Origin of the sequence: Rhodovulum kholense (genome assembly GCF_003053725.1) — a bacterium.
Taxonomy (GTDB): domain Bacteria; phylum Pseudomonadota; class Alphaproteobacteria; order Rhodobacterales; family Rhodobacteraceae; genus Rhodovulum; species Rhodovulum kholense.
This window is the reverse complement of record NZ_QAYC01000020.1, coordinates 12,387-38,564: the sequence shown is the minus strand read 5'-3', so window position 1 is coordinate 38,564 and position 26,178 is coordinate 12,387. Positions and strand designations below refer to the sequence as shown.

The 26,178-nt window shown below is 67.5% G+C and carries 33 protein-coding genes and 1 tRNA gene; 29 read left to right on the top strand and 5 right to left on the bottom strand.

Translation table 11 applies throughout. The features are described 5' to 3' along the window. The first annotated feature begins 62 nt into the window (after positions 1 to 62). From C8N38_RS18495 to C8N38_RS18435, 16 genes are all read left to right on the top strand, one after another. Positions 63 to 299 carry an HNH endonuclease signature motif containing protein gene (locus tag C8N38_RS18495; RefSeq protein WP_245895800.1) on the top strand — a complete coding sequence of 79 codons (237 nt, stop codon included), beginning with the start codon at positions 63 to 65 and terminating at the stop codon, positions 297 to 299. Between the two features lie 95 nt (positions 300 to 394). Beyond that, positions 395 to 772 carry a hypothetical protein gene (locus C8N38_RS18490; RefSeq protein WP_108028614.1) on the top strand — a complete coding sequence of 126 codons (378 nt, stop codon included), beginning with the start codon at positions 395 to 397 and terminating at the stop codon, positions 770 to 772. After that, positions 741 to 2,522: a terminase large subunit gene (locus C8N38_RS18485; RefSeq protein WP_108028613.1), complete on the top strand. Its 1,782-nt coding sequence runs from the start codon at positions 741 to 743 to the stop codon at positions 2,520 to 2,522. The genes C8N38_RS18490 and C8N38_RS18485 overlap by 32 nt, the downstream gene beginning before the upstream one ends. Continuing rightward, positions 2,522 to 3,769 carry a phage portal protein gene (locus C8N38_RS18480; protein ID WP_108028612.1) on the top strand — a complete coding sequence of 416 codons (1,248 nt, stop codon included), beginning with the start codon at positions 2,522 to 2,524 and terminating at the stop codon, positions 3,767 to 3,769. Before C8N38_RS18485 ends, C8N38_RS18480 begins: the two co-directional genes overlap by 1 nt. Further along, a complete protein-coding gene (locus C8N38_RS18475) occupies positions 3,756 to 4,418 on the top strand; it encodes an HK97 family phage prohead protease (protein WP_108028611.1) in 663 nt (220 codons plus the stop codon). Before C8N38_RS18480 ends, C8N38_RS18475 begins: the two co-directional genes overlap by 14 nt. Positions 4,419 to 4,438: 20 nt before the next feature. Beyond that, the gene (locus tag C8N38_RS18470) at positions 4,439 to 5,647 is read left to right on the top strand and encodes a phage major capsid protein (RefSeq protein ID WP_108028610.1); all 1,209 of its coding nucleotides are present in this window, start codon (positions 4,439 to 4,441) and stop codon (positions 5,645 to 5,647) included. A 58-nt stretch (positions 5,648 to 5,705) separates the two neighbouring features. Next, positions 5,706 to 5,882, top strand: coding sequence for a hypothetical protein (locus C8N38_RS21470; RefSeq protein WP_158272392.1), 177 nt, complete (start codon positions 5,706 to 5,708; stop codon positions 5,880 to 5,882). Beyond that, on the top strand, positions 5,879 to 6,361 hold the full coding sequence (locus C8N38_RS18465) for a head-tail connector protein (protein ID WP_108028609.1): 483 nt from the start codon (positions 5,879 to 5,881) through the stop codon (positions 6,359 to 6,361). The genes C8N38_RS21470 and C8N38_RS18465 overlap by 4 nt, the downstream gene beginning before the upstream one ends. Next, complete coding sequence (locus tag C8N38_RS18460) at positions 6,346 to 6,696, top strand: phage head closure protein (protein WP_108028608.1); 351 nt, start codon at positions 6,346 to 6,348, stop codon at positions 6,694 to 6,696. The genes C8N38_RS18465 and C8N38_RS18460 overlap by 16 nt, the downstream gene beginning before the upstream one ends. Continuing rightward, a complete protein-coding gene (locus C8N38_RS18455) occupies positions 6,693 to 7,082 on the top strand; it encodes a phage virion morphogenesis protein (RefSeq protein ID WP_108028607.1) in 390 nt (129 codons plus the stop codon). Before C8N38_RS18460 ends, C8N38_RS18455 begins: the two co-directional genes overlap by 4 nt. Continuing rightward, positions 7,079 to 7,231, top strand: coding sequence for a hypothetical protein (locus C8N38_RS21465; RefSeq protein ID WP_158272391.1), 153 nt, complete (start codon positions 7,079 to 7,081; stop codon positions 7,229 to 7,231). Before C8N38_RS18455 ends, C8N38_RS21465 begins: the two co-directional genes overlap by 4 nt. A 1-nt stretch (position 7,232) precedes the next feature. Continuing rightward, entirely contained in the window at positions 7,233 to 7,634 is a 402-nt protein-coding gene (locus C8N38_RS18450) for a DUF3168 domain-containing protein (RefSeq protein WP_108028606.1), read from the top strand. Between the two features lie 7 nt (positions 7,635 to 7,641). Beyond that, positions 7,642 to 8,043: a phage tail tube protein gene (locus C8N38_RS18445; RefSeq protein ID WP_112317596.1), complete on the top strand. Its 402-nt coding sequence runs from the start codon at positions 7,642 to 7,644 to the stop codon at positions 8,041 to 8,043. A gap of 2 nt (positions 8,044 to 8,045) precedes the next feature. Continuing rightward, positions 8,046 to 8,423 (top strand): hypothetical protein, encoded by a 378-nt coding sequence (locus C8N38_RS18440; protein ID WP_108028604.1) that lies wholly within the window; start codon positions 8,046 to 8,048, stop codon positions 8,421 to 8,423. Continuing rightward, positions 8,420 to 8,626 (top strand): hypothetical protein, encoded by a 207-nt coding sequence (locus tag C8N38_RS21460; protein ID WP_112317587.1) that lies wholly within the window; start codon positions 8,420 to 8,422, stop codon positions 8,624 to 8,626. The genes C8N38_RS18440 and C8N38_RS21460 overlap by 4 nt, the downstream gene beginning before the upstream one ends. Continuing rightward, positions 8,623 to 10,572 (top strand): phage tail length tape measure family protein, encoded by a 1,950-nt coding sequence (locus C8N38_RS18435; protein WP_158272390.1) that lies wholly within the window; start codon positions 8,623 to 8,625, stop codon positions 10,570 to 10,572. The genes C8N38_RS21460 and C8N38_RS18435 overlap by 4 nt, the downstream gene beginning before the upstream one ends. 3 nt (positions 10,573 to 10,575) lie before the next feature. On the opposite strand, the gene C8N38_RS18430 is transcribed toward C8N38_RS18435, so the two are convergent. Then, positions 10,576 to 10,821, bottom strand: a complete 246-nt coding sequence (locus C8N38_RS18430; protein ID WP_108028602.1) for a hypothetical protein — start codon at positions 10,819 to 10,821, stop codon at positions 10,576 to 10,578. Between the two features lie 89 nt (positions 10,822 to 10,910). On the opposite strand from C8N38_RS18430, the gene C8N38_RS18425 reads away from it, so the two are divergent. From C8N38_RS18425 to C8N38_RS18395, 7 genes are all read left to right on the top strand, one after another. Continuing rightward, entirely contained in the window at positions 10,911 to 12,248 is a 1,338-nt protein-coding gene (locus C8N38_RS18425) for a phage head spike fiber domain-containing protein (protein ID WP_146176315.1), read from the top strand. After that, a complete protein-coding gene (locus C8N38_RS18420; protein WP_146176314.1) occupies positions 12,235 to 14,001 on the top strand; it encodes a hypothetical protein in 1,767 nt (588 codons plus the stop codon). Before C8N38_RS18425 ends, C8N38_RS18420 begins: the two co-directional genes overlap by 14 nt. After that, positions 13,998 to 14,546 carry a hypothetical protein gene (locus tag C8N38_RS18415; protein WP_108028599.1) on the top strand — a complete coding sequence of 183 codons (549 nt, stop codon included), beginning with the start codon at positions 13,998 to 14,000 and terminating at the stop codon, positions 14,544 to 14,546. Before C8N38_RS18420 ends, C8N38_RS18415 begins: the two co-directional genes overlap by 4 nt. An 18-nt stretch (positions 14,547 to 14,564) precedes the next feature. Further along, positions 14,565 to 14,876 (top strand): hypothetical protein, encoded by a 312-nt coding sequence (locus tag C8N38_RS18410; protein ID WP_108028598.1) that lies wholly within the window; start codon positions 14,565 to 14,567, stop codon positions 14,874 to 14,876. Positions 14,877 to 15,051: 175 nt separating this feature from the next. Beyond that, entirely contained in the window at positions 15,052 to 15,291 is a 240-nt protein-coding gene (locus tag C8N38_RS18405) for a DUF7940 domain-containing protein (RefSeq protein ID WP_075786974.1), read from the top strand. After that, entirely contained in the window at positions 15,284 to 15,841 is a 558-nt protein-coding gene (locus C8N38_RS18400) for a lysozyme (protein WP_158272389.1), read from the top strand. The genes C8N38_RS18405 and C8N38_RS18400 overlap by 8 nt, the downstream gene beginning before the upstream one ends. Further along, on the top strand, positions 15,820 to 16,200 hold the full coding sequence (locus tag C8N38_RS18395; RefSeq protein WP_146176313.1) for a hypothetical protein: 381 nt from the start codon (positions 15,820 to 15,822) through the stop codon (positions 16,198 to 16,200). The genes C8N38_RS18400 and C8N38_RS18395 overlap by 22 nt, the downstream gene beginning before the upstream one ends. Positions 16,201 to 16,451: 251 nt before the next feature. Here C8N38_RS18395 and C8N38_RS18390 read toward each other — a convergent pair. Beyond that, positions 16,452 to 16,526, bottom strand: a tRNA-Thr gene (locus C8N38_RS18390). A 128-nt stretch (positions 16,527 to 16,654) separates the two neighbouring features. Here C8N38_RS18390 and C8N38_RS21565 point away from each other — a divergent pair. The 6 genes from C8N38_RS21565 (at position 16,655) to C8N38_RS18365 (ending at position 20,890) form a co-directional block, all read left to right on the top strand. Then, positions 16,655 to 16,807 carry a hypothetical protein gene (locus C8N38_RS21565; RefSeq protein ID WP_165828181.1) on the top strand — a complete coding sequence of 51 codons (153 nt, stop codon included), beginning with the start codon at positions 16,655 to 16,657 and terminating at the stop codon, positions 16,805 to 16,807. Continuing rightward, complete coding sequence (murA, locus tag C8N38_RS18385; RefSeq protein WP_108028595.1) at positions 16,807 to 18,075, top strand: UDP-N-acetylglucosamine 1-carboxyvinyltransferase; 1,269 nt, start codon at positions 16,807 to 16,809, stop codon at positions 18,073 to 18,075. The genes C8N38_RS21565 and murA overlap by 1 nt, the downstream gene beginning before the upstream one ends. Beyond that, positions 18,072 to 18,548 carry a DUF2948 family protein gene (locus C8N38_RS18380; protein ID WP_108028594.1) on the top strand — a complete coding sequence of 159 codons (477 nt, stop codon included), beginning with the start codon at positions 18,072 to 18,074 and terminating at the stop codon, positions 18,546 to 18,548. Before murA ends, C8N38_RS18380 begins: the two co-directional genes overlap by 4 nt. Positions 18,549 to 18,634: 86 nt before the next feature. Further along, a complete protein-coding gene (gene hisD / locus C8N38_RS18375) occupies positions 18,635 to 19,945 on the top strand; it encodes a histidinol dehydrogenase (protein WP_108028593.1) in 1,311 nt (436 codons plus the stop codon). Continuing rightward, positions 19,942 to 20,427, top strand: a complete 486-nt coding sequence (locus C8N38_RS18370) for a UPF0262 family protein (RefSeq protein ID WP_108028592.1) — start codon at positions 19,942 to 19,944, stop codon at positions 20,425 to 20,427. Before hisD ends, C8N38_RS18370 begins: the two co-directional genes overlap by 4 nt. 1 nt (position 20,428) lies before the next feature. Continuing rightward, positions 20,429 to 20,890, top strand: a complete 462-nt coding sequence (locus tag C8N38_RS18365) for an arsenate-mycothiol transferase ArsC (protein WP_108028591.1) — start codon at positions 20,429 to 20,431, stop codon at positions 20,888 to 20,890. A gap of 7 nt (positions 20,891 to 20,897) precedes the next feature. Here C8N38_RS18365 and C8N38_RS18360 read toward each other — a convergent pair whose 3' ends face one another. The 3 genes from C8N38_RS18360 to C8N38_RS18350 all read right to left on the bottom strand — a co-directional run bounded on the left by C8N38_RS18360 (position 20,898) and on the right by C8N38_RS18350 (position 26,123). Further along, a complete protein-coding gene (locus C8N38_RS18360) occupies positions 20,898 to 22,796 on the bottom strand; it encodes an acyl-CoA synthetase (protein WP_425440058.1) in 1,899 nt (632 codons plus the stop codon). Between the two features lie 261 nt (positions 22,797 to 23,057). Then, positions 23,058 to 24,851: an ABC transporter transmembrane domain-containing protein gene (locus C8N38_RS18355; protein ID WP_170120336.1), complete on the bottom strand. Its 1,794-nt coding sequence runs from the start codon at positions 24,849 to 24,851 to the stop codon at positions 23,058 to 23,060. 96 nt (positions 24,852 to 24,947) lie between these two features. Then, on the bottom strand, positions 24,948 to 26,123 hold the full coding sequence (locus tag C8N38_RS18350; protein ID WP_146176312.1) for a hypothetical protein: 1,176 nt from the start codon (positions 26,121 to 26,123) through the stop codon (positions 24,948 to 24,950). Positions 26,124 to 26,178 lie beyond the last annotated feature (55 nt).

The window sequence follows — 26,178 nt, the reverse complement described above, 5'->3', positions numbered from 1 at the left end:
ACAGGCGAAGCGCCGCTGAGCGCGGATATGGCCGAGGGTGGAAGGCTCTCCGCAAGAGCGTGATGCAGCGAGACAGATGGCTGTGCCAGCCCTGCATGCGCACGGGGCGCGTCACGCCCGCGACCGAGTGCGACCACGTCACGCCCAAGGCGCAGGGCGGCACGGATGACGAGGGGAACCTCCAGGCGATCTGTGCGGACTGCCACAAGGCCAAGACTGAGCGTGAGGCGGCCGAGGCGCAGGGGCGCAGGCTGCGGCCCAGCTTCGGTGAGGATGGGTGGCCGACCTGGCCTGAGTGACCGGGGGGGTGTTGAAAGTTCCCGGCTGGGGAGGCGGCAACCGGCGTGGGGAGGTTTCTTCTCGCATCCACAGTTCCACGAATGAGGGCAATCCCATGGCAAACCCGCGGCTGCCGGCCGATGTGGCGGCGGTAACGGGCGCTGCCGCGAAGAACCCGCAGCGTCACAAAGGGCGAGCGGCGCCGAAGGTGAAGGGCCTCGGCGACCCGCCAGCGTATCTCGGCGAGATCGAGCAGGAGGCCTGGCGGATGTTCGCGGATGAGATGCCGTGGCTCGGGGCAAGCGACCGGGCGATCACCGAGACCGCGTCACGCCTGCGCGCCCGGATGATGGCCGACCCGGCGATGGGCGTGAACGCGCTCGCGCAATTCCGTCTCTGCCTCTCTGCGATGGGTGGCACGCCGTCAGACAGAAGCAAGGTGGCTGCACCTGAGGAGCCTGATGACGACCCGGCCGACGCCTACTTCAACTGACCCCGCGACGGCCTATGCGCTGGACGTGGCGGCCGGGCGGATCGTGGCGGGGCCGCATGTCCGGGATGCCTGCAGGCGCCACCTGCGCGACCTCGAGGACGGGCCGGCGCGCGGGTTGGTATGGGACACGGCGGCGGCGGAACGGTTCTACGGGTTCTGCCGCGATGTGCTGCGGCTGAGCGAGGGGCAGTTCGACGGAACCCCGTTCGAGCTGGAGCCGTCGCAGAAGTTCATTTGCGGTTCGCTGTTCGGATGGAAGCGGTCGGACGGGTTCCGCCGGTTCCGGCGGGCCTATATCGAGCAGGGCAAGGGCAACGGCAAGTCGCCGATGGTCGGGGCCATCGGGCTTTACGGGCTGGTGGCCGATGGCGAGGCCGGGGCGCAGATCTATGCCGCAGGCGCGACCAAGGAGCAGGCGAGCATCCTGTTCCGTGACGCCGTGAACATGCTCGACAAGGCGCCGAGGCTTTCCGCGCGCATCCGGCGGAGCGGCGGGCCGGGGCGGGAATACAACCTGGCCCACCTGAAGAGCGGATCGTTCTTTCGGCCGGTGTCGCGGGAGACCAAGAAGACGGGCTCGGGGCCTCGCCCGCATTTCGCGCTCTGCGACGAGGTTCACGAGCACCCGGATGGCGGGGTGATCGAGATCCTGGAACGCGGGTTCAAGTTCCGGACCCAGCCGTTGCTGATCATGATCACCAACTCCGGCAGCGACCGGAAAAGCATCTGCTGGCAGGAGCGCAAGCACGCGGTCGCCGTTGCGGCTGGCGATGTCGAGGACGACACGACCTTCAGCTATGTCTGCGCGCTGGACGAGGGGGACGACCCCTTCACCGACCCGGGCTGCTGGATCAAGGCCAACCCGCTGCTGGGAGTGACGATCACGCCGGCCTATCTGGCGCTCCAGGTCAAGCAGGCACGAGACATCCCGGCCAAGGCCAACGGCATCCGCCGCCTGCACTTCTGCGAGTGGACGGACGCCGAGTCCGCATGGATCTCCCGGGCGGCGTGGGAGGCCATCGAGGACCACAGCCTGGTCCTCGACGATTTCGCCGGGCACCGCTGCTGTGCCGGGCTCGACCTCTCGGCCAAGGCGGACCTGACGGCGAAGGCGCTGATCTTCGAGGACGGGTTTGCCGAGGATGGAAAGCCGCTCTTTGCGGCATTCGTGCATGGCTACACGCCGGCCGACACGCTGCGGGCGCGTGCCGAGCGGGACGGGGCCCCTTACGATCTGTGGGTCGATGCGGGCTTTCTGACGGCAACGCCGGGCAAGAAGACCCGCCTCGATTTCGTGGCGCAGGATCTGCTGGATGATGTCGAGCGGTTCGACTTCGATTTCGTGGCGTACGACGCGTTCCTGATCGCGGATTTTGAGGCGATCATCGGGGACATGGGCGCCACGCTGCCGATGCTCGACCATCCGCAGGGCTGGAACAAGCGGAAGCGCGAGACCGAGGATGGCGAGGAAATCACGCTCTGGATGCCGGGCAGCGTCGACGAGCTGGAAACGCTGATCCTTGAGAAGCGGCTTCGGGTGCATGTGAACCCGGCGCTTCGGGCTGCGGTGATGTCTGCCACGTTCGATCGCTCTCCGGCGGACCTGCGGCGGTTCACGAAACACAAGGCGACGGCGCGGATCGACATGGCGGTGGCCCTGGCGATGGCGGTTGGGGCCGCGACCGCGCGATCGGTCGGCGAGAAAGGTGGAAACATGGACGACTTTCTCGCTGCCCTGGAGGCTTCCTGATGGGCATCGGACAACGGATCGCCGGGTGGCTGCGGCCGGTGGAGCAGAAAGCCGACACGGTCAATCTGCTGCCCAAGGTCGAGGATGGGGCGCTTGCGGCGGCTCTCGGGGGCGGCGCGGGCCATGCCGGGGAGATCGTGACGGCACAGTCTTCCATGGCATTGTCCGCAGTATGGGCCTGCGCCAACCTGATTTCAGGCACCATTTCGTCCCTGCCATTCGAGGTGCGGCGGCGCGGCGGAAATGGCGTCGATGGGCTGGCGGACCTGCACCCGCTGCACTCGGTGATCTACGACAGCCCGAATTTCGACCAGACCGCACTTGATTTCTGGGACTATCTGAACCTGAGCATCGAGCTTTGGGGCAATGGCTACGCGCAGGTCGAGCGCAACGGATCGCGGGTGGTGGCTCTTTATCCGATCCACCCCGAGGCGGTTACGGTTCGGCGGCTCTCCTCCGGGGCTCTCGAATATCGCTGGACCCGCGACGGGAAAGCCCATGTCGGCGCGGATCGCGACGTTTTGCATATTCGTGGCCCCGGCGGCGATCCTCTCGGCGGCATGTCCACGCTGCAATTCGGGCGGCAGGCGTTTTCCTCGGCGCTGGCGGCCGATCGTGCGGCTGCCGGCATGTTCAAGAACGGTCTGCGCCCGAGCGGCGTGCTGAAGTTCGACAAGTGGTTGACGGCAGAACAGCGCGATCTGGTGGAGGCAAAGCTTCCGGAAAAGTATCTCGGCGCCATGAACGCCGGCCGCCCGTTCATTGCCGAGGGCGGGTTTGACTACCAGCATATCAGCATCTCGCCGGAAGATGCTCAGATGATCGAAACGCGGCAATTTTCGGTGGAGGAGATCTGCCGATATTTCGCGGTCCCGCCCGTCATGATTGGCCACGCAGGGGCATCGACGGCCTGGCCGACGAGCGTCGAGCAGCAAGGCCTCATCTTCCAGAAGTTCACTTTGCGGCGGCGCATCAAGCGCATCGAACAGGCGGTTGCGAAACAACTCCTGAGCGCGGCCGAGCGCGCGGCAGGGCTTTCCGTCCGCGTGAACATGGAGGCGCTGCTGCGCGGCTCCAGCGCCGAGCGGGCGACCTACTATCAGACGATGACGCAGATCGGCGCCATGACCATCAATCAGGTGCGTGGCCTCGAGGGAATGCCGCCCGTTGTTGGTGGCGACGTGCCGCGCATGCAGATGCAGAACGTGCCGATCACGGAAGCGGAGACGAACAATGGAGCACAGTGATTTCGCGCTTGAGCTGAAGGCGCTGACCGACGATGGCACCGTCGAGGGCTATGCCGCGATCTTCGGAAACGTCGATAACGGCGGCGACAAGATCGCCCCGGGCGCCTTCGTCGGGGGCATGACCAAGGCCAGGCAATCCGGTCGCAGCATCAAGATGCTGTGGAACCATGATCCGTATCAGCCCATCGGCGTGTGGGAGGATCTGGCCGAGGATGCGAAAGGCCTCTGGGGCAAGGGGCGGCTCGTCCTCGATGTAGCGAAGGCGCGGGAGATCCACGCCCTGATGAAGGCCGATGTGATCAGTGGCCTTTCAATCGGGTATCGCACCCGGGAAGCGGAGCCTGATGGCAATGTCCGTGTCATCAAGAAGGCGGACCTCTTCGAAATCTCGCCGGTCACCTTCCCGATGAACGAGCGGGCGCGGATCTCTGCCGTGAAGTCGGATGGGATGGACGACGTTGTGAACAAGCTCAAGGCCGGGGACCGGCTGACCGAGCGGGAGTTCGAACTGATGGTCAAGGGACTTGGCCTGTCGAACGCACAGGCGGAGCGCGCCGCGCGCATCCACCTCAAGGGGCCGGGGGAACCGGCCACAGCGGCAAATGACGGCGCGGCGTTCATGCGCGCCTTTCTGGGCCTTTCGGCCTGATACCCAAACAGGAGGCCAATATGGCTGATGATACCAAAACGGCCGCCGAGCTGGCGGTCGAGATGAAATCTGCGCTCGACAAGTCGCTGGACGGCGTGAAGGCGCTGGCCGAGGAAGCCCTCGGCAAGGCGAAGGCCGGGGAGGCCCTGTCGGAGGATCTGAAGGGAAAGGCCGACGAGGCGCTGACCGGCATGAACGCGCTGAAGGCGCAACTGGGCGAGATCGAGCAGAAGATCGCGCGGAGCGGCAGCGAGGACGCCCCGGCCGAGGCGAAGACGGCCGGGCAATCCTTCGTCGACAGCGACGAGTACAAGCGCTTTGCCGAGGGCGGGTTCGCGCGGGGCGACCGGGCGCGGATCGAGACCAAGGCAACGCTGACCACCTCGACCGCCGCCGCGGCCGGATCGATCGGCCCGGCGCTGGCGCCCACGCGCCTGCCCGGCGTCATCGAGCTGCCCCAGCGCCCGCTGACCATCCGCGCGCTGCTGGCGCAGGGCAACATGGACGGCCAGTCGATCGAGTTCGTGAAGGAACATTCGCGCACCAATGGCGCGGGCATGGTGGCCGAAGGCGCGGCCAAGCCCTCCTCGGACTTCCGCCTCGAAGTGGTCTCGACCTCGGCCAAGGTCATCGCCCACTGGATGAAGGCCTCGCGCCAGGTGCTGTCCGATGTCTCGGCCATGCGCTCGATGATCGACAGCCGCCTCGCCTACGGTCTCGACCTGGTCGAGGAGAACCAGATCCTCAATGGCGACGGCACCGGCCAGAACCTGCTGGGCATCATCCCGCAGGCCACGCCCTATGTCAGCCCGCTGACCGGCGCCGACACCACCTCGATCGACAAGATCCGCCTGATGATGTTGCAGGCCTCGCTGGCGCTTCTGCCTGCCGATGGCGTGGTCATGCACCCCGCCGACTGGGCCTGGATCGAGCTTCTGAAGGACACCACCGGGCGCTACATCATCGGCCAGCCCCAGGGCACCATCGGCGCCACCATGTGGGGCCTGCCGGTCGTGCCCTCGATGGCGATGACCCTCGACAAGGTGCTGGTCGGCGCCTTCCGCACCGGGGCGCAGATCTTCGACCGCTGGTCGACCACGATCGAGACCGGCTACGAGAATGACGACTTCACCAAGAATCTGGTGACGATCCTCGCCGAGAAACGCCTCGCCCTGGCCACCTATCGCCCGGGCGCCTTCATCTACGGCGATTTTGGCCGCGAAGGCTGATCGGCTCTCCGAGAGGGCGGGCGAACCGCCCTCTTTCCTGAGCCGATAGGAGGACGACATGCCGACATACACGGTCCTGCGCCAGCATCTTGGCGAGCGCATGTATCTGGAAGGAGAGAAGCGCGAGGCTGCCGAGGCCGAGGTGGCCCATCTGATCGCCGCTGGCGTGCTGGGCGCGCCCGAACCCCCGCCCGAGCCCAAACCGCGCCGCGCCCGGAAGGCGGGTGACGCATGAGGGCGATCCCGGTTCTGGTGACGCCGCCCGCGCGGCCGGTGGTCTCGCTGGAAGACGCAAGGGCGCATCTGCGGATCGATCATGCCGACCAGGACGCGATGATCGAGGGGCTGGTGCTGGCCGCGACGGCCCATCTCGACGGCTGGCGCGGGGTGCTGGGCCGGGCGATCCTGCCCCAGACCTGGCAGGAAACCCATGTCGGGCCGGGCCCCTATCTGCTGGCCATGCCCGATGTCGCCGAGGTCACGGCCTCGGCCGGCGGCGCGGTCAGTGTCGAGACGACCGCCCTCGGCCCCATCGTGACGCTGGCCGATCCGGTGGAGGGCGTGACGCTCAGCTATACCTGCGGTCTGCCCGCGGCGCAGCTCCGCGCGGCCGAGGTCGCGGTCAAGCTGTACCTGACGCATCTTTATGACGGGTCCGACCTGTCGCCCGCCTTCGGCGCGATGGTGGAGGCGCTTCGATGGCGCGCGGTCTGAGCGGGCCTGCGCTCGACCAGCGCGTCACCATCGAGCGGCTGTCCCGCACCCCGGACGGCATGGGCGGCGCGACCGAGAGCTGGGCGCCCGTCGCCACGGTCTGGGCGCAGGTCCTGCCCCTGCGCGGCGCCGAGACATGGGAGGCGATGCGGGTCTCGCCCGCGACGCGGATGAAGGTGCGGATACGCTGGCAGGGCGGGGCCGCTGGCCAGCCCTTCTGCACCCCCGCCGACCGGCTGGTCTGGCGCGGCCGGGCCTACAATATCGAGAGCGCCCTGCCCCATGGGGGCCGCGAACGCTTCATCGAGATCGGGATCTCCGAGGGCGTGTCGTGAAGGTCAAGTTCGAGCTGAGAGGCATCGAGGCCCTGCAGGACATACTGCGCGACCTCATGACAGATGGCGAGGACGCGCTGATGGAAACGATCCGCGACCTGGCCAACGAGACCGCCGCCATCGCCAAGCGCGAGATGAAGGCCGCCGCCGGATCGGCACCGGCCGGGTCCTATCCGCACCAGCAAAGCGGGCGGCTGGCAGAGTCGGTGACGGCGACCCACGAACCCCGCCAGTCCCGCGTCGGGTCGGACGAGATCCACGGCTATCACCTCGAATTCGGCACCGAAAGCATGGAAGCGCGGCCCTGGCTGGTGCCGAGCTTCGAAGAGGCCACCGCCAGGGCGGAACAGACGCTGGCGGCGAAACTGCAGGAGAAGGTCGGATGATCCTCAACCAAAGAGACGCAATGCTGCGCCGGGTGGAAAGCCCCGAACGGCGCCTCGGGCGACGGATCGGCCTCGGCATCCGCCTGGCTCTGAATTATGCACGATGCGTCCTGATCATCGCCGCCTGCCTGAAATATCTGGCGGGCTGAGATGAGCTTCGAGACGGCGGCGCAGACCGCCATCTTCGCGGCGCTCGACGGCGCTCTGTCCTGCCCGGTCTACGACACGCCGCCTGCGCTGCCCGAGGGCATGCCCGACAGCGGTTTCCCTTATGTGGTGATCGGCGACGATACCCTTGTCGCGGACGAGGCCGACGACGTGATCGGCGCCCAGGTGACAGTCACCATCCATTTCTGGTCCCGCGCGCCCGGCAACCGGCAGGTCAAGGCGCTGATGGGCGAGGCCTTCGGTCTGCTGCACCGGGCCGCCCTGACCGCGCCCGGCTTCAAGCTGCTCGACTGCCTGCGCGAGTTTGCAACCGTTTCCGTCGGTCCAGACGGCAAAACCCGGCATGGCGTGCAGCGCTACCGGATCATCATGCACAAGGAGTGAGGCCCCCATGGCAACCGTAGGCTTTTCCGGCCGTCAGCTCACCATCGAGTGGGACGGCACCATCATCAAGGGCGTGAAGAACAAGACCGCCAGCTTCTCGCGCGAGGGGATCGACATCACCTCGGACGACGATCAGGGCTTCCAGACCTTCCTGCCCGAGCCGGGCGTGATCTCGGCGGAATGGTCGGTCGAGGGCATCACCGGCGACGAGACGCTGATCGCCGCCTGCCTCGCGGGCGCGCCCTACGAGACGCCGCCCGTCACCATCAACCTGCCGACCGGCGGAACGGTCGAGATCACCATGTTCCTCAGCCAGCTGGAAATCACCGGCAACACGGATGGCGCCTTCGAGTTCAGCGCGACCATGATGTCGAGCGGCATCCCCGTCTACACGCCTGCGGGGGCATGACAATGAAACGCAGCATGACGGCGATCCTCGCCGGGCAGGAGATCGAACTGGCCGCGACCTTCCGCGCGGCGGGCGAGATCGGGCAGAAGATCGCGGACCCGCTGCTGATCGCGCGCGAGATGGCGGTGACGGCGATGCTGGAAAGCCAGGGCGTCGAGCGCGAGCCGAAGTTCCGCTTCACCGTCGCCAATATCGCCCCGATCCTGCTGATCGGCGCCCGGGCCGCGGGCGACAGGCGCGATCAGGCCGCGATGGAAGAGATCGTCTTCGACGCCGGGTTCTTCGCGGCGGCGGCGGTCGCGCGCGATTACATCAACCTGCTCTGCATCCCGCAGACCGAGGAAAGCGCGGCCGAAGAGGATGCCCCCTCGGGGGAGTGACGTGGGCCGCCTTCGAGAGGCAGGCCTATCAGGCGGCCCGCGACTGGGGCGTTCAGCCCTCTGAATTCTGGGCCATGAGCCCGGCCGAATGGTGGGCCGAGGCCGATGCGAAGATCCGCGAGAGCCGCGCCGCAGCGGGCGGCCCGCGTATCAGATGGACCGCCGAGGAAATCGAGCGGGTGAAGCGAGGCAGGCAGGCATGACGAAAGTAGCGGCGGTCGAGGCGATCCTGAGTGGCGAGGCCGGATCGCTCAAGGCCAGCATTGCAGAGGCGGTCGGCATTGTCGGCAAGTTCAAGAACGATGCCGAGAAGTCGGCCCGTTCCATCGAACGCGCGTTCCAGCAGCAGGAAAAGAGCGTCGAGCGGCTGCGCAAGTCGCTCGACCCGCTCTATGCCTCGTCCAAGCGCTATGAGGTCGCGCTGGCCCAACTCGACAAGGCGCTGAAGCATGGGGTGATCTCGCAGGCCGAATACAACCGGACCCTGGGCCTCGCCGAAAAGGCCTATCTGGGCGGCGGGAAACAGGCCGCAGCGGCGGGCGGTGCGCTTGGGGTGCTGGGCAACATGTCCGATCAGACCCGGTACCGCATCCAGAACATGGGCTACCAGGTGCAGGACATCGCGGTGCAGCTGCAGATGGGCGCCAAGGCCTCGTCGGTCTTCGCGGCGCAGGGGTCGCAGATCGCCTCGATGTTCGGGCCGGTCGGGGCTGTCGTCGGCACGCTGGCAGCGGTTGGCCTGCCGCTGCTGGCAATGGCGTTTTCCAGCGCGGCGAAGGACGGGCGCGATCTCTCCGAGGTGCTGGATGATCTGGAAAGCTCGGTCGCGGCGCTCGACGCGGTGACGCGCACCTATTCCGCGAAGGGGCTGGTCGAGCTGAAGGAGCGCTATGGCGAGGTCAATGCCGAGATCCTAACCCTGATCGAGCGGCAGAAACAGGTGGCGATCGCCGATGCCGTGCGCGATGCCGATGCGGCGGCAGAGGGCTTTGCGGACGAACTGGAACGGATCTCGGATCTTGTCACGCGCGCCGACTACCAGTTCGCGCCGGTCGAAAAGCTGAGGGAAGAGTTCGGCCTGACGCTTGGCGCGGCCCAGCAGCTGAAGATCGCGTTCGACCAGCTGGCAGCGGCCAAGACCTTCGATGCACAGGCCGATGCCATGGCCCGCATCCTGTCGCTGATGGAGGGCACGAAGCTTGAGACAGACGAGGTGTTCAAGCAGCTGGTCCGCGCGGAGGGCGCCATGCGCCAGCTGGCGGCATCGGCCCCCCAGGCGGGCTGGATGTCGGGGGCCATCGCCGAGGTGAAGACCCTCGCCACGGCCCTCTGGGATGCGGCGAAGGCGCGGGCCGCGGCCGAGACCGCGGCCAATACCGATGCGGCGGGCAACCCGATCCTTCCCGGCGTGAGCCGCACAAGCCGCCCGGAACACGCCCCGCCTGGCACCGGCGGCGTCGAGTGGGGCACGCCCCCCAAATCTGTCGGCGGGGGCGGCGGCGCGAACAAGGTGCAGACCGAACTCGACGCCTTGCGGCAATCGCTGATGACGCAAGAGGAAATGCAGATAGCGAGCTATGACCGCCAACGGGAGGCGCTTCTGAAAGCACGCCAGCAGGAGCTTATTGATCAACAGGAATATGATGCGTTGATCGAGCAGACCCGGCAGCAGCACCAGGACCGCATGGCCCAGATCGACGCCTATCGTTATGGCAACGGGCTGCAGATGACCGAGGCCTTCCTGGGCGACATGGCGTCGGCCTTCGCCACCGGCGGCGACAAGATGGTGAAGATCTCCCGGATCTTCGGCGCCGCGCAGGCGCTGATCAGCACCTATGTCGGCGCGGCCAAGGCGCTGGAACTGCCCTTCCCGGCCAATATCGCCGCCGCCGCCAAGGTGATTGCCGCTGGCATGAGCTTCGTCTCGGCGATCAAGGGCGGGTCGAAATCGGCCTCTGGCGCCAGCGGGGCCGCCTCGGCCGGGGCCGCGGCCCAGGCGGCGGCCCCGGCGCCCCAGCGTACCGCCACCATCAATGTGCAGGGCGACGTCATCGGGCGCCAGAGCGGTGAGGCGCTGGTCAAGGCGCTGAACGAGGCCTTCGGCGACGGCTATCGCCTCAATCTCGACTGGCAGGGCGCCGCGCGCTGACGGCTAGCGGCACAGGAAGACGTGTTCGCCCTGATACTCGTTGATCTGCCGCATGCCCTGATAGACCGCTTCCTTGCCGCAGGTTTCCTTGGCGAGAGTGTAGATCGGGCTCTGCTTGTATTTGTCCCCGAGCGCATAGGGGTGATCCACGATCTTCACCATGTGGCCGTTGTAGTCGCTGACCATGGGCGGCGGAACCGCAATACAGGCGGCGAGGCTGACGGGCAGGGCGAGAATAACAAAACGCATGAATGGCTCCGATTGTGTCAACACCGGCAGCCTGTCAGCGCGGCAAGTTCGGCGCAATGGACCAAGCGCCGCAGAAATGGAGCGCCAGAGTGGCAGTGACCTACACGCCCGGGCACGCGGCTGCGTCGCCCTATCCGATGACCCATGCCCGTATCCTCTGGGATCGCCTGACCGGCACTGTCTCCGCCACCAGCGCGGCCGAAGGCTTCGAGGCCGCGCTGGCCGCGACCGTCGAGACCAACAGCTGGTGGCAACCCGTGGCAGCGCCCGCATCATGGCAGATCGAATTTGCATCCGCCCAGACCGTCGATGCCATCGGGATCGGGGCCCATACGCTCGGATCTTCGGGGGCCAGCGCGCGGGTCGAATACCTATCTGGATCCGCGCTTGGAAACCTGCTGCTCTATTCGCAGGATTTCGCGCTCTGGCCGACCCTCACCGGCGCGATACTGGGCGCGGCTTTCGCGCCCGATGGATCGACGGACGCGCGCTGGCTGACAGAGGATACGTCGACCGGGGCGCATTATCTGCAATCCGGCTTCACCGCTGTCGCAGGCCGGACCTACACGCTGTCCGTCTATATGCGGCCGTCGGCGTCGCGGCGGCTGCGGCTCGCGCTGGTTGGCCCCGCATATGCCACACCGGCGTTCGGGGACGTGGGCGCAGATGGCCAGTTCTATTCCACATCGGGGACGACGGCTGTAAGTTCCATTCCGGTCGGGTCCACGGGCTGGTTTCGTGTCAGCATCAGCGCCACGGCGCAGGCCAGCGGGACCGCGAATGTCCGCTTCGCACTTCTGGATGCGGCAGGAAACAGCTCCTATACTGGGACAGTTGGATCCATCAGGATCTTCGGCGCGCAGGCCGAGTGGCGCACGTTCGCCGCGCCTTATATCCGGTCTCTTTCCACGTCAGCGACGTCCTACTGGTGGGCGGTGTCCGACGACTGGCTGCTGCCTTCCGATAACAGCGCGATCCTGCACCTCTTCGCCCCGGTCTCGACGCTCGGGCTGCGGCTCTCGATTTCGAAGGTGGCGCGGATCGGCGTCATCGGGACCGGCCTGGCCCTGGCAATGCCGCGCCGGGGCTATACCGATCTGGGCATGATCGATCTCGGCCGCAGCGCGACCCTGACCAGCCATGTCAGCGAGGGCGGCCAGTTGATGGGCCGGTTCCTCCAGCGTTCGGGGCTGTCCGGATCCTTTGCCTGGCAGAACCTGTCCGAGGACTGGTACCGCGCCACCTTCGACCCCTTCGCCCGGGCCGCGCGGACCGAGCCCTTCTGGATCGCGGCCCGGCCCGAGGGCTATCCGACCGACTGCGCCTATGCTTGGGTCGATGACGTGATCGCGCCGTCCCGCCAGGGCAGGCGGAACTTCGTCAGCGTCGGCTTCACCGCGACGGGGCATGCCGATGCCGCCGCGTGAACCGATCCGCATCGTCGAGCTCTGGCAGCCCCGCTGCGCCGAACGCTTCGGCGTCGCCCCCTGCGCGGCCAGCCTCGCCGATGGCCCGCGCTGCTACAATTGCTGGGGCACCTGCCTTGATCGCGACCATTACCGGGGCGACGGCTCGATCGCCTGGCGCTTCGTCCCGCCGACCCAGGCGCTGGTGCCGCTTTACGACCGGACAGGCGAGCATATCGGCACCAACGCGTTCCCGACGCTGCGGTCGGTCTCGGTCCGGTCCAGCAAGATCAACGTGGGCTCGATCCGCGACGGGGAAAAGCCCCTGGGCGTGACCGGCGGCGTGACCGTGACCCTCACCGATGCGCCCTTCGACGACTATGTCGGCGACTGGTCCCGGGCCGTGCGCGGGCCCCGGCCGGGCTTCTTCTGGGCCAAGTGGTGCGCCCGGAACCAGTTCTACGCCAACATGTTCCTGCGGGTTTACGAGGGCTTCGCGGGCGACGCCCTGGCCGACATGGAGCAGCGGCTTTACATCCTCGACAGCGTCGACGGCCCGGACAGCGACGGCACGGTCACGCTCAAGGGGGTGGACCCGCTGCGGCTCACCGACGAATCCCGCGCGCAGTTCCCGCGCGAGACCGAGATGCGGCTGGCGGGCGACATCACCGCCACCACGACCGCGATCACCATCGAGGCCTCGACCCCGGCCGACGTCACCGACCAGTTCGGCAACACCGCAACCCGCTATCTGGGCATCGGGTCCGAGATCATCGGCTATACCGGGTCGTCCGGATCGGACGGGGTCTGGACGCTGTCGGGGGTGACGCGCGGCGCGCTGGGGACCGAGGCCGCCAGCCATGGCGACGACGACAGCGCCCAGCGGGTCGGCCGCTACGAGCTGATGGACGCCTGGGACATCGCCCGCGATCTGCTGGAACACCACACGCCGGTTCCGGCCGAGTTCATCGACGCCGCCGCCTGGCAGGCCGAGGCCGAGACCTATCTGACAGGCTACACCTTCTCGCGCACCGTTCCCAAGCCGACCGCCGTCAACACGCTGCTGGGCGAGCTGGTTCGCGACGGCACGTTCAATCTCTGGTGGGACGAGCGCGCGCAGCGGATCATGCTGAAGGCGGTGCGCCCCGAGGCCGCGACCGTCGTCCTTTCCGACAGCGACCATGTCGTCGCGGGCTCGCTGTCACAGGCGCGCGAACCCGACGAGCGGATCAGCCGGGTCTTCATCTATTACAACCCCGAGGACCCCACGAAATCGGACGATCCCGACAATTACCGCTCGATGCGCGGGCGGGTCGAGCCCGATGTCGAGGCCGAGGCCGGTGGCGCCGATATCCGGTCGAAGACGATCTATTCTCGCTGGATCACCACCGACGCGCAGGCCTACGAGCTCTGCCAGCGCCTGCTGGCCCGGTTCCGGACGACGCCGCGCTATCTGACCGCGACGCTGGCCGATGGCGCGTTGCGGATCGGGCAGGTCGCCGATCTGACCACCCGGCTCGATGTCGATACCGAGGGCCAGCCGGTCACGCGCCGCTGGCAATGCCTCAAGGCCCAGCAGGTCCGCCCCGGCGAGACCGCCGAATACCTGCTGCAGCAGTTCCTCTACCAGGCCCGGCGCTACGCCTTCGTCATGCCGGACGGCGCCCCGGGCTTTGCCCTGGCGTCCGACGAGGCGCGCGAGGGCAAGGCCTGCTGGCTGGCGGGTGAAGACGGAAAGATGAGCGACGGAAGCGAAGGATACAAGCTGCAATGACCGACTGGACGCCGCCTGCCAATATCAACTCGGATCAGGACCTGCCCTGGCGCGCCATCGACGTGCGCGCCTGCAAGGACAACCCCGTTGCCCTTGCCGAAGGTGCGGACGGCGCTCCGAAGATCATGCCCCGGGCAATGGATCAGTCCAATTACCTCGGGCGGTTCATCGGGACTGGCAGCCCGGTGACCATCAACCTGTTGGGGCTGGTCAACCCCAGAGTGGTCCGCTTCGACATCGCCTGCGGCTCTAGCGATGGCAACACCGGTTTTACGTTCGGGGTATCCAACGCCGCGTCCCAGAGCACCGGGTACTTGAGTCCGATCACCTCAGGTTTCCAAACGTTCACAAACCCCATGCAGGGCATGGCCACTTTCTACATGGACTTCGTTACTGGGGAGTGGCTTTGCGCCGCCAACTTCGGGGGCGGCCACGGGGTCGCCACCCCGGCTTACGCGCCTTTCCAAAACATCAGCTTCCGGGGTGCTGGCACACAGGGCGCTTACCTCTATGTCGCGGCACACTCAATCACGGGCCGGACATGACCGTGCGGATGTGTCGCCATGCTTGACGCGACCGACAACGCGATCCGCACCCTGCTGGCGCTTCTCGGCGCGCTGGTCCTCGTCTGGCTGCGCACCGACGGCATGGCGCTGGTCGCCCGCATGGGCATCGTGCTGGCCTCGGGCGCCATCGGCTATGTCGCGGGCCCCGAGATCGCCCTCTGGCTCGACATGCCCGAGCGCCTGACCATCGTCGGCGTGACCGTCCTCGGCCCGCTGGCGCTGGAAACCGCCGCCGCGGCGCTGCTCTGGCTCAAGCGCGACCCCGCCCATCTGGCGGAAATGCTGCGCCTCTGGCGGGGCGGGAAATGAGCCTGCCCCTCTATCTCACCCTCACCGCCGCCATCTGGCTGGCGCTGATCGTCTGGCCCTGAGACCGGGGTCAGAGACCGGTCCGGAGGCCGACCGTTAATCAGGCGCTGCTTGAATATGGCCCCCGGCACTGCGCCGACACCAATCATCCCTCAAATAGCCCAAGGAAGGCGAAATGCTGAACTTCATCCTGAAGTCTCTTCCTGCGTTGATTCCGAACTGGCGGGCGGTTCTGTGGCGGTCGCACTCGATGCGCGCGCTGATCCTCGGCGTGATCTGGACGGGCCTCGTCTCGATCATCGCCATGCTGCCCTGGCTGCCGATCCCGCCCATGCTGGTCGCCTGGGTCTATCTGGGCCTGCTGGCCTATGGCGCGGTCGGTCGGCTTCTGGCGCAGGGGATCGGCGATGAATAAGATCCTGCTTGCCGTCGCCGGTCTGGTGCTGGCCGCCGTCTTCGCCTTCCCTCAGCCGCAGCCGGAAATCGCCGTCCCGGCCAGCGCCCCGACGCAGGAGGCCCGCGCGCTGGCGCTGGCCGTGCCGCTGATCGCGAAATGGGAAGGCAAGCGCAACGCGGCCTACCAAGACCTCGTGGGCGTCTGGACGATCTGCTACGGCCACACACGCACCGCGCGGCCGGGCATGGTTCTGTCGGATGCGGACTGCGAGGCCCTGCTGCGCGCCGAGGTCCGCGACTATCGCGCCCGGCTTCTGCCCCACTTCTCGGCCGAGACCCGGGCCCGGCGATTGCCGCCGCCCCGCGATGCCGCCTTCACCAGCCTTGCCTTCAACGTCGGCGTGGCTGGGGCGGGCCGATCCACCGCGACCCGGCGCCTGAACGCGGGCGACGTGCCGGGCGCCTGCGAGGCCCTGACCTGGTGGAACAAGGCGGGCGGGCGCGTCGTCGCGGGCCTCCGGAACCGCCGGACCGAGGAATACGGCTATTGCATGCGCGAGGCATCGTGATGGGCTGGCTGGTGCAGATCCTCGGCGGCGGGCTGGCGGGCCAGCTGCGCGAGGCCTACGAGGCGCGGCTGCGCGCCGCCAACGATGCCGACCGGATCGCGGCCGAGATCCGCATCGCCGAGCTGCAGGAGCGTCAGGCGAATCGGGCACTCGGCGGGCGGCTGACCGCCTGGGTGCAAGCCGCCTGGGCGGCGCCGTTCATCCTCTACAACTCCAAGCTGCTGATCTGGGACAAGGTTCTGGGGCTCGACGCCACCGACGCGCTGTCTGCCGACCTGCTGGACCTGCAGCTGCGGATCGTGACGTTCTATTTCGGCGGGGCGGCGGCCATCGGGGTGGTGCGGGCGCTCCGGCGGTAGGGTTCAGTTCACGCGGATCGCATAGACCTCGACCGGATCGGGGCCGAAATGCGGGTGCACTCGGCCGGGCCGCCTATTACCGACCCGCAGCACATCGGGATCAGGCGGTCAGATGTCCGCTGTGGCTTTGCCTTCGTCCCCAATTCAACTTGCCAATTTCTTGCCACTAGGCGACGCAAATTCATGCTTCGTTCTGCATGATATGCGGCTTTGGGTTTCTTGGGGAAATATCAGGTTTTCAGTGGTTTAGGTGGTGCTGCTGGACAGGATTGAACTGTCGACCTCTCCCTTACCAAGGGAGTGCTCTACCACTGAGCTACAGCAGCACTCTTGGAACGGTGTTGTCCGGGCGAGACGCCCGGCCACGTCCCGGTGGGCGGCTGATTAGACGGAAAGTCCGGGCGACGCAAGCGGTATCTGGACGGTTTTTTGCCCCTGCGCTACTAGGGACGCCATGACAGGCAAAACCCCCAAGACGGGCGTGCCAAAGCCGTCCGGGACCCGCGAAGAGCGTCTCAAGCAGGCGCTGAAAGCCAACCTCGCGCGCCGCAAGGCCCAGGCCCGGGCCCGCGAAGACAAGCCCAAAGGGCAGGAAGAGCAGAACTGATGGACCAGATCATGATCCGGGGCGGGGCGCCGCTGACTGGCGAGATCCCGATCGCAGGCGCCAAGAATGCCTGCCTCGCGCTGATGCCTGCGACATTGTTGACCGACGAGCCGCTGACGCTGACCAATGCGCCGCGCCTGTCCGACATCCGCACCATGACCACGCTGCTGCAATCGCTGGGGGCCGAGGTCTCGGCGCTGCACCGTGGCAAGGTGCTGGCTCTGTCGAGCCACCGGCTGACCAGCCACCGCGCCGATTACGACATCGTGCGCAAGATGCGCGCCTCGATCCTGGTGCTGGGCCCGCTGCTGGCGCGCCACGGCCAGGCCGAGGTCTCGCTGCCCGGCGGCTGCGCCATCGGCGCGCGGCCGGTCGATCTGCATCTTCAGGCGCTGGAGGCGATGGGCGCCCGGCTGGAACTGCGCGAGGGCTATGTCCATGCCGAGGCGCCGGGCGGGCTGAAAGGTGCGGTCTTCGAGTTTCCCAAGGTGTCGGTCGGGGCAACCGAGAACGCGCTGCTGGCGGCGACGCTGGCCAAGGGCACGACCGTCCTGAAGAACGCCGCGCGCGAGCCCGAGATCGTCGATCTGGCCCGTTGCCTGCGCGCCATGGGCGCCCGGATCGAGGGCGAGGGCACCGGCACGATCACCATCGAGGGCGTGACGGCGCTGGGCGGGGCCACCCACCGTGTGGTGACCGACCGGATCGAGCTTGGCACCTACATGCTGGCGCCCGCCATCACCGGCGGCGACGTGACTTGCCTGGGCGGGCGGCTCGATCTGCTGCCGGCCTTTGCCGAAAAGCTCGATGCCGCGGGGATCACCGTCGAGGAAACCGACCGGGGCCTGCGCGTCGCGCGCAAGAACGGCAGGCTGTCGGCGGTCGATGTGACGACCGAGCCCTTCCCGGGCTTTCCGACCGATCTGCAGGCGCAGATGATGGCGCTGTTGTGCACCGCTGAAGGCACCAGCCGGCTGGAAGAGACGATTTTCGAGAACCGCTTCATGCACGCGCCCGAACTGGTGCGGATGGGGGCGCGAATCGATGTGTCGGGCGGCACCGCCACGGTCACCGGGGTCGGCCGGCTGAAGGGCGCGCCGGTCATGGCCACCGATCTTCGCGCCAGCGTGTCGCTGATTCTCGCCGGTCTGGCCGCCGAGGGCGAGACCGTGGTCAGTCGGGTCTATCATCTCGACCGCGGCTACGAAAAGGTGGAACAGAAGCTCGGCGCCTGCGGAGCACATATCGAACGGATGAGCGCGGAATGACGGAAGACGCACGGTTCGAGGACGGGGCCGAACGCCCGCTGCACCTGATGGCCGCCGAGGCAAGCGATCTCGAGGTGATTTCGGCGCTGGTGCAGGATGCGGTCCTGCAGGTGACCGAAATGCGCTGGGACCGGCCGCGGCGCCGGTTCGCGGCGCTGGTCAATCGCTTCCGCTGGGAGGACAAGGAGGCGGCCGAGCGTCGCGGCCGCCCGTTCGAAAGGGTTCAGGCCGTGCTGACCGTCGAGGACGTGACCCAGGTCGTTAGCCAGGGCATCGACCGGTCCGACCCCGATCTGGTGCTGTCGCTGATGGCCGTGACCTTCGAGCCCGGCGAGGACGGTACCGGCCGGGTGGTGCTGACGCTGGCGGGCGACGGGGCGGTGGCGCTTGACGTCGAATGCCTGGAGGTGACGCTGCATGACGTGACCCGGCCCTATGCCGCGCCCTCGGGCAAGGCACCGCGGCATCCCTGACACGGGGTCCCGGCCGATCCCTTTGGGGAGGTTCACCCTTCCCCAAAATGCGGCTATGCAGCATTGTGAAGCTTGCGAGGACCCCAATGCCGGTATTCCTGGACACCGCCGCTGCCGATTTCGAGGCGCAATTCTCGGCGCTGCTGAGCGCCAAGCGCGAGGACAGTCCCGATGTGGACGATGCCGTCGCGGCGATCATTGCCGACGTGAAGGCGCGGGGCGATGCGGCGGTGATCGAGCTGACGGCGAAATTCGACCGGCTGGACCTGACCCCCGAGACGCTGGCCTTCACCTCCGAGGAAATCGACGCCGCCTGCGAGCAGATCAGCCGCGAGGACCGCGCGGCGCTGGAACTCGCGGCCGAGCGCATCCGTGCCTATCACGTCCGCCAGATGCCCGAGGGCGCGCAATGGACCGACCCCGAGGGCGCGACGCTGGGCTGGCGCTGGACCCCGGTCTCGGCTGCGGGGCTTTACGTGCCGGGCGGGCTGGCCTCCTATCCGTCCTCGGTCCTGATGAACGCGATCCCGGCGCAGGTGGCGGGGGTCGAGCGGCTGGTGATCTGCGCGCCCACGCCCGATGGCAAGTCCAACCCGCTGGTCCTGATGGCTGCCCGGCTGTCGGGGGTCGAGACGGTCTACCGGATCGGCGGCGCCCAGGCGATCGCCGCCATGGCCCATGGGACCGAGACCATCGCGCCGGTCGACAAGATCACCGGCCCCGGCAACGCCTTCGTGGCGGCGGCCAAGCGTCGGGTCTTCGGCAAGGTCGGCATCGACATGATCGCGGGCCCGTCCGAGATCCTTGTGATCGCCGACCGCGACAACGACCCCGACTGGGTCGCCATCGACCTGCTGTCCCAGGCCGAGCATGACGAAAGCGCCCAGTCGATTCTGGTGACCGACGATGCCGCCTTCGGCCGCGCCGTGGCCGAGGCGGTCGAGGCCCGGCTGAAGACGCTGGGGCGGCGCGCCATCGCGGGCGCCAGCTGGCGCGATTTCGGCGCGGTCATCACCGTGCGCGATCTGGCCGAGGCGGCCGCGCTGTCGAACCGCGTCGCCCCCGAACATCTGGAACTGTGCGTGGCCGATCCCGAGGCCTTGATGCCGAAGATCACCCATGCCGGGGCGATCTTCATGGGGCAATGGACCCCCGAGGCCATCGGCGACTATATCGGCGGCCCGAACCACGTGCTGCCCACCGCGCGCTCGGCCCGGTTCTCGTCCGGGCTCAGCGTCTACGATTTCATCAAGCGCACCACGCTGGCCCGGATGACGCCCGAGGCGCTGAAGGCCATCGGACCCGCCGCAGAGCGGCTGGCCATGTCCGAAAGCCTCGAGGCGCACGGTCTGTCCATCCGGGCCCGGCTTGACCGCCTGAACGAGGACGCGACATGACGACCGCCCGTCTTTGCCATGTGGAACTGGACGATTCCAACCTGCCGCCGCCGACGCCCGAGATCGAGCAGGAACGCAAGGTGGCGCTGTTCGACCTGATGGAGGACAACTCGTTCTCGCTGCCCGGGCGCGAGGACCGGCCCGCGCCGCCCGGTCCGTTCCGGCTGACGCTGTCGATCCGGGAAAAGCGGCTGGTCTTCGACGTCAAGACCGAGACGGGCGGCCCGGCCGCCGAGTTTCACCTGTCGCTGTCGCCGTTCCGGCAGGCGGTAAAGGATTACTGGCAGATCTGCGAAAGCTATTTCGACGCGGTCAAGCGCCTGCCTCCGAGCCAGATCGAGGCCATCGACATGGCCCGGCGCGGCATCCACAACGAGGGCGCGCGGCTCTTGCAGGAACGGCTGGAAAGCAAGGCCGATCTTGATATCGACACCGCGCGACGCCTCTTCACTCTGATCTGCGTTCTCTATCACGGGGGCTGAGGTGACCGGGCAGCTGCCCTCCTCGGTACTGTTCTGCTGCGACCATAACTCTGTCCGCTCGCCGATGGCCGAAGGACTGATGAAGAAGTTCTACGGCCAGCGCGCCTATGTGCAGTCGGTGGGCGTTCACAACGACCGCGAGATCGACGGCTTCACCGTCACCGTCTGCGACGAGATGGGGGTCAAGCTCGACCGGCACCGGGTGCGGTCCTTCGACGAGATGGAGGATTGGGGCGACGACCTGTCGGGCTTCGATCTGATCATCGCCCTGTCCCCCGCCAGCCTGCGCCGGGCGCAGGAGCTGACTCGGTATTATCATCTCGATGTCGAATACTGGCCGGTGCTGGACCCGACCGGGCTTGGCGAGACCCGGCCCGACAAGCTGGCCGCCTACCGCCAGACCCGCGACCAGATCGTCGACCGGCTGATCGGCCGGTTCGGCCCCCCCGCGCCGGGCGGCTGACGAGCCGTCAGTCCTCCGCCCAGTCCCAGGGACGGGTGAAATTGCCCAGGAGATGCACGACCGCCTCGTCGTCCACCGGACCCTGACGTTCCAGCCGGGCGACAAGGCCGCGCTTGCGGTCCTCGACCACCTCGCGTACCCGCACCGGATGCCCGGCCTCGGCCAGTGCCGTGTCATAGACCCGCTGGATCGCCAGCTTGCGCAGCCCCGGTTTGAAGACCTTGCCGACGGCGGTCTTGGGCAATTCGTCGAGGATCTCGATATGCTTCGGGATCGCGGCGCGTTCATGGATATGCACGCGGGCATGGGCCATCAGGTCCTCGGGCGTGGCGGTGGCCCCACTGACCAGCTCGACATAGACGCAGGGCAATTCGCCCGCAAAGCTGTCAGGCTGGCCGATGGCGCCCGCGAAGGCCACGTCGTGATGGCCCAGCAGCGCCTCCTCGATCTCGGCCGGGTCGAGATTGTGCCCGCCCCGGATGATCACGTCCTTGGCGCGGCCGGTGATGAACAGATAACCGTCTTCGTCGATCCGCCCCAGATCGCCGGTGCGCAGGAAATAGCCATCGGCGAAAAGCCCCAGATTCTTGGCCTCTTCGGTATAGGTCGAGCCCGGCACCACGCCGGGATTCGAGATGCAGATCTCGCCCACCTCGTCGGTCTCGCATTCGCGCTGAACGTTGCCGTCGCCATCGCATTTCAGGATGCGGATCTGGGTATAGGGGAAGGGCAGGCCGACCGATCCGATCTTCTTGGTCGAATCGGGCGGGTTGATCGACACGAGGCAGGTGGCTTCGGTCAGCCCGTAGCCCTCGCAGATAGTGACGCCGGTCGCGGCCTCGAACCGGTTGTAAAGCTCGACCGGCAGCGGCGCCGACCCTGAAAAGGCATAGCGGAGCGTCGAGACGTCGGCATCGACCTTGCGCTGCATCAGCGCGGCGATGGCGGTCGGAACGGTGATGACGAAGGTCACGCCCCAGCGCTCAATCAGCTTCCAGAAATTGTCGAGCACGCCGTCACCGCGATAGCCCGCGGGTGTCGGCATCACGAAATGCGCGCCCGCCGCGACCACGGACATCAGCACCGGATAGGCGGCGAAGACGTGAAACAGCGGCAGCGGGCAGATCAGGGTGTCGTTTTCGCGGAACAGAAGCGTATGGCCGAGCCAGCCGTTATAGATCATGCCCGAGACGCGATGCTGGGCGACCTTGGGCATGCCGGTGGTCCCGCCGGTATGGAAATAGGCGGCGAAGCGATCTTCCTCGGGGTCGTCGAAGGTCAGCCGGTCGGCGGGCTCGGGGGCCAGCGCGCGGTGAAAATCCAGCACGTCGGCATGGTAGTGGCCGGGCGATTTCTTGCGGATCAGCGGCACGATCAGCCGCTTGGCCCCGGTCAGGTAGCGGACCAGATCGACCTCCAGCACGGTCTGCACCCTGGGCGCATGCCGCACCGCCTCGGAGACCTTCTGCGCGACATCGGTCTTGGGGAAGGATTTCAGCGTGACCACGACCTTGGCGCGGGTCTCGCGCAGGATCGCGGCGATCTGCTCGGCCTCGAGCAGCGGGTTGATCGGGTTGACGATGCCCGCCACCGCGCCGCCGAGAAAACAGACCGCGGTTTCGTTGCAGTTGGGCAGGATATAGGCCACCACGTCGTCGGGTCCGATGCCGAGGCGGCGGAACAGGTTCGCGGCCTGGGTGATGCGGCCATGGAATTCGGTCCAGGTCAGCGTCTCGGCCGGGTCCTTCGGGCCCGAGAAGATCTGGAAGGACACCGCCGGGCGGTCCGGAAAGGCCGCCGCGGTGCGCGAAACGAAGGAATAGATGGTCTTCGGCCGGTCGCGCGCCTCCCAGGGGGTTTCGGCGGCAATGGCCTGCCATTCGCGTCGCGCGTACGCCATGCTCATGCTGTTCACGATGTCATCCTCCCATGCGGCCCGTTTTGATCGGGCCTGCTTTCCCATGGATCGGAAGGATGGGGCGAAATGCCGCTCGCCGCAAGATGTCCGCCATGCGGCAACGCAGCGTCCGAACCGCGTCGGCCGGACGGCCCTCCGTCGGCGCCGGTGTCGTGCCGGTCCGCCCTCGACGTTGTCCCCACCTGACCTCCGCCCGTTGCCCTTGCGGCAGCCTAGGCGTAGCGCTCTGGCAGGCAAGCGGAATCCGGCTCAGGCGGCGGTTTCGACCCCTGCGGTGAATTGAAGCCGGGCCAGCCGTGCATAAAGCCCGCCCTGGGCGACCAGCGCGTCATGCGTGCCCTCGGCCACGATCCGGCCCCGGTCCAGCACGACGATCCGGTCAGCCTTCTTCACCGTGGCCAGCCGGTGGGCGATGATGATCGTGGTCCGGGTCGCGGCCATGCGGTCAACGGCCTCCTGCACCGCGCGTTCCGATTCCGCGTCAAGCGCCGAGGTCGCTTCGTCCAGCAGCAGCACCGGCGCGTCCCGAAGGATCGCACGGGCGATGGCGATGCGCTGTTTCTGTCCGCCCGACAGCATCAGCCCGCGTTCGCCCACCTCGGTATCGTAGCCCTGCGGCAGCGCGGTCAGGAAGTCATGCGCGGCGGCGGCGCGGGCGGCGGCCTCGACCTCGGCATCGGTTGCGCCGGGGCGGCCGAAGCGGATGTTTTCGCGCGCGCTGGCGGCGAAGATCGCCGGGTCCTGCGGCACCAGCGCCAGACGGCTGCGGAAGGCCTCGCGACCCAGATCGCGCAGATCGGCGCCGTCGAAAAGCACGCGCCCCTCCTGCGGGTCGTAGAACCGCAGGATCAGCTGCATGACCGTGGTCTTGCCCGCCCCCGAAGGGCCGACCAGGGCCACCGTCTCGCCGGGGCGCACGGTCAGCTCGATCCCGTCAAGCGCGGGCGTGTCCGGCCGGGTCGGATACGAGAACCGCACCCCCTCGAAGCGGATCTCGCCGCGGGCGGGCTCGGGCAGAGGCAGAGGGGCCGCCGGATCGGTCACGCTGTCCCGCGCGGTCAAAAGCTCGACCAGCCGTTCGGTCGCGCCCGCGGCGCGCTGCAACTCGCCCCAGATCTCGGTCATGGCGGCGACGGCGCCCGCGACCATAACCGAATAGATCACGAACTGCACCAGTTCGCCGACGCTCATGTCGCCCGCCCGCACGTCGCGCGCGCCGACCCAAAGCACGCCGACGATGCCCGCGAAGACGAGGAAGATCACGATCACCGTCATCACCGCGCGGGTGCCGATCCGGTGCCGGGCCGACAGAAAACTATGTTCGGTCACGGCCCGGAACTGCGCCCGGGCGCGGCTTTCATTGGTGAAGGCCTGCACCGTCTGCACCGACAAGAGCGCCTCGGAGGCATTGCCGGACGAGGCCGCGATCCAGTCCTGGTTCTCGCGGCTGAGCCGCCTCAGCCTGCGCCCCAGCAGGACGATGGGCACGATCACGGCGGGCACCAGCAGCAACACCAGACCCGACAGCTTGGCGGCGGTCGCCAGCATCAGCACCAGCGCGCCGAAGAAGACGAGGATGTTGCGCAGCGCGAACGAGGCCGAAGAGGACAGCACCGACAGGATCAGCGTGGTGTCCGTGGTGATCCGGCTCAGCACCTCGCCGGTCATGGTCTTTTCGTAGAAGGTGGGGCTCATGCCGATCATGCGGTCGAAGACGGCGCTGCGGATATCGGCCACCACCCTCTCGCCCAGCCGGGTCACGAGGTAGTAGCGCAGCGCCGTGCCGACGGCGAGCAGCGCGACGATGATCAGCGCCAGCCCGAAATAGCGGTCAAGCAGCGCGGCCGTTTCGGTGTCGAAGGCATCGACCACCTGCCGCACCGCGACCGGCATCGCCAGGTAGACGAGGGCTGTCAGCACCAGCGCGCTCAGCGCCGCCGCCAGCATCCGCCGGTAGGGGGCGACGAAGGGCCAGAGCGCGCGAAGCGCGCCGATCCGTTTCGAGGTTTCGCGATCGTCCTGCGGCTGCGGGCGCGGCGGCATGGGCACACTCCTTTGGGTCCCTGCGCAGGTAGTGGGCGGGCGGGCACGGGTCAACAGGCGACCGCGGGGCGCCTGTCGCGGGCCTGTCCGGCGGGTTCAGGAATTGCCGACGATTTCGGCAACCCGGTCCGAGATTTCCTCGAAGCGCTGGCGCAGCGTATTGTCGTCGAAGGGCTGCAGGTCGGGCAGCTGCCGGGTCATGATCTCGCCGAACAGCCGGTCGGTCTCGTCGATGAAATTCAGCACGTTCATCGAGTTCACCGCGGTGTCATAGGTCGAATAGGTGACGTCGAGCCAGGATTGGGCCTTTTCCATCGCCTCGGCCGAGCGGGCCTTCTGCTGGCCCAGGATCTGTTCGTAGCGGGCGATCACGTCCAGAGACAGCGCGTTGGCGGCGATGTTCTTGGCGTAGATGTCCTGCTGTTCGGGCGTCGCCGTGGCCATTCGCTCGCGGGCAAAGGCGACGGTGGCGTCGATCTCGGCCTTGATGGTTTCCAGCGCGGGCAGATAATCCTCGTCCAGTCGGCGCAGGTATTCGCGGTGCACCATGACCTGCAATTCGGCCATCACCACGAACACGCCGTAATACTGAAGCTGCATCTCGGGCGAGGGCGCGGTGCCCTGCATCAGCGCCTTCAACTCGTCGGTGATCTTGCGGGTGATGTCGAAGACCGTGAACATCTTCAGCAGATCGTCGCCATCGGCCCGGGAGGTCAGGCTGTCGATCTCGTCCTCGCCAAGCGTCGCCCCGGCCTCGGCGAAGGTCTCGCGCAGCGCGGTCTTGCGTGCCGCCACCTCGGCCTCCAGCGTGGCCGCGGCGGCTTCGCGGTCGGCGATCCGGCCCTCGATCTTCTCGGTCGCATCGGGGTCGGGCTCGGGCTTTTGCCGGGCCAGATACAGATCGCGGCGCAGCACCTCGATCTCGCGCCCGAGCCCCGCGATCTCGGCCCGAAGCCGCCGGATGTCCTCGATGGCGCCGACATTGCCGTCCTGCAAAAGCGCCCGCTCGATTTCCAGCACCAGATCGTCGACATCGCGCTCGAGGCTCTTGGTCGACCGGCCCAGCAGGCGGAAGCCCTGATCGCGGCTCTCCTCGATGCGGCCATGCAGCTCGGTCAGGTCCTCGCCGCCCTCGACCAGCCGGTCGAGATGCTTCTCCAGCGGCGTCTTTGGCGGGTCGGCCTCCCACAGCGTCCAGGCATCGGCGGGCTGAAGCCAGAGCGCTGCAAGGCAGCTCAGGGCAAGGATCGGGCGGCGGAACGAGCGGGCCATGCGGTCACCTTCCATTGGCAGAGTCCCCTGGCGGGCCCGGGGGCCCACGCAATCG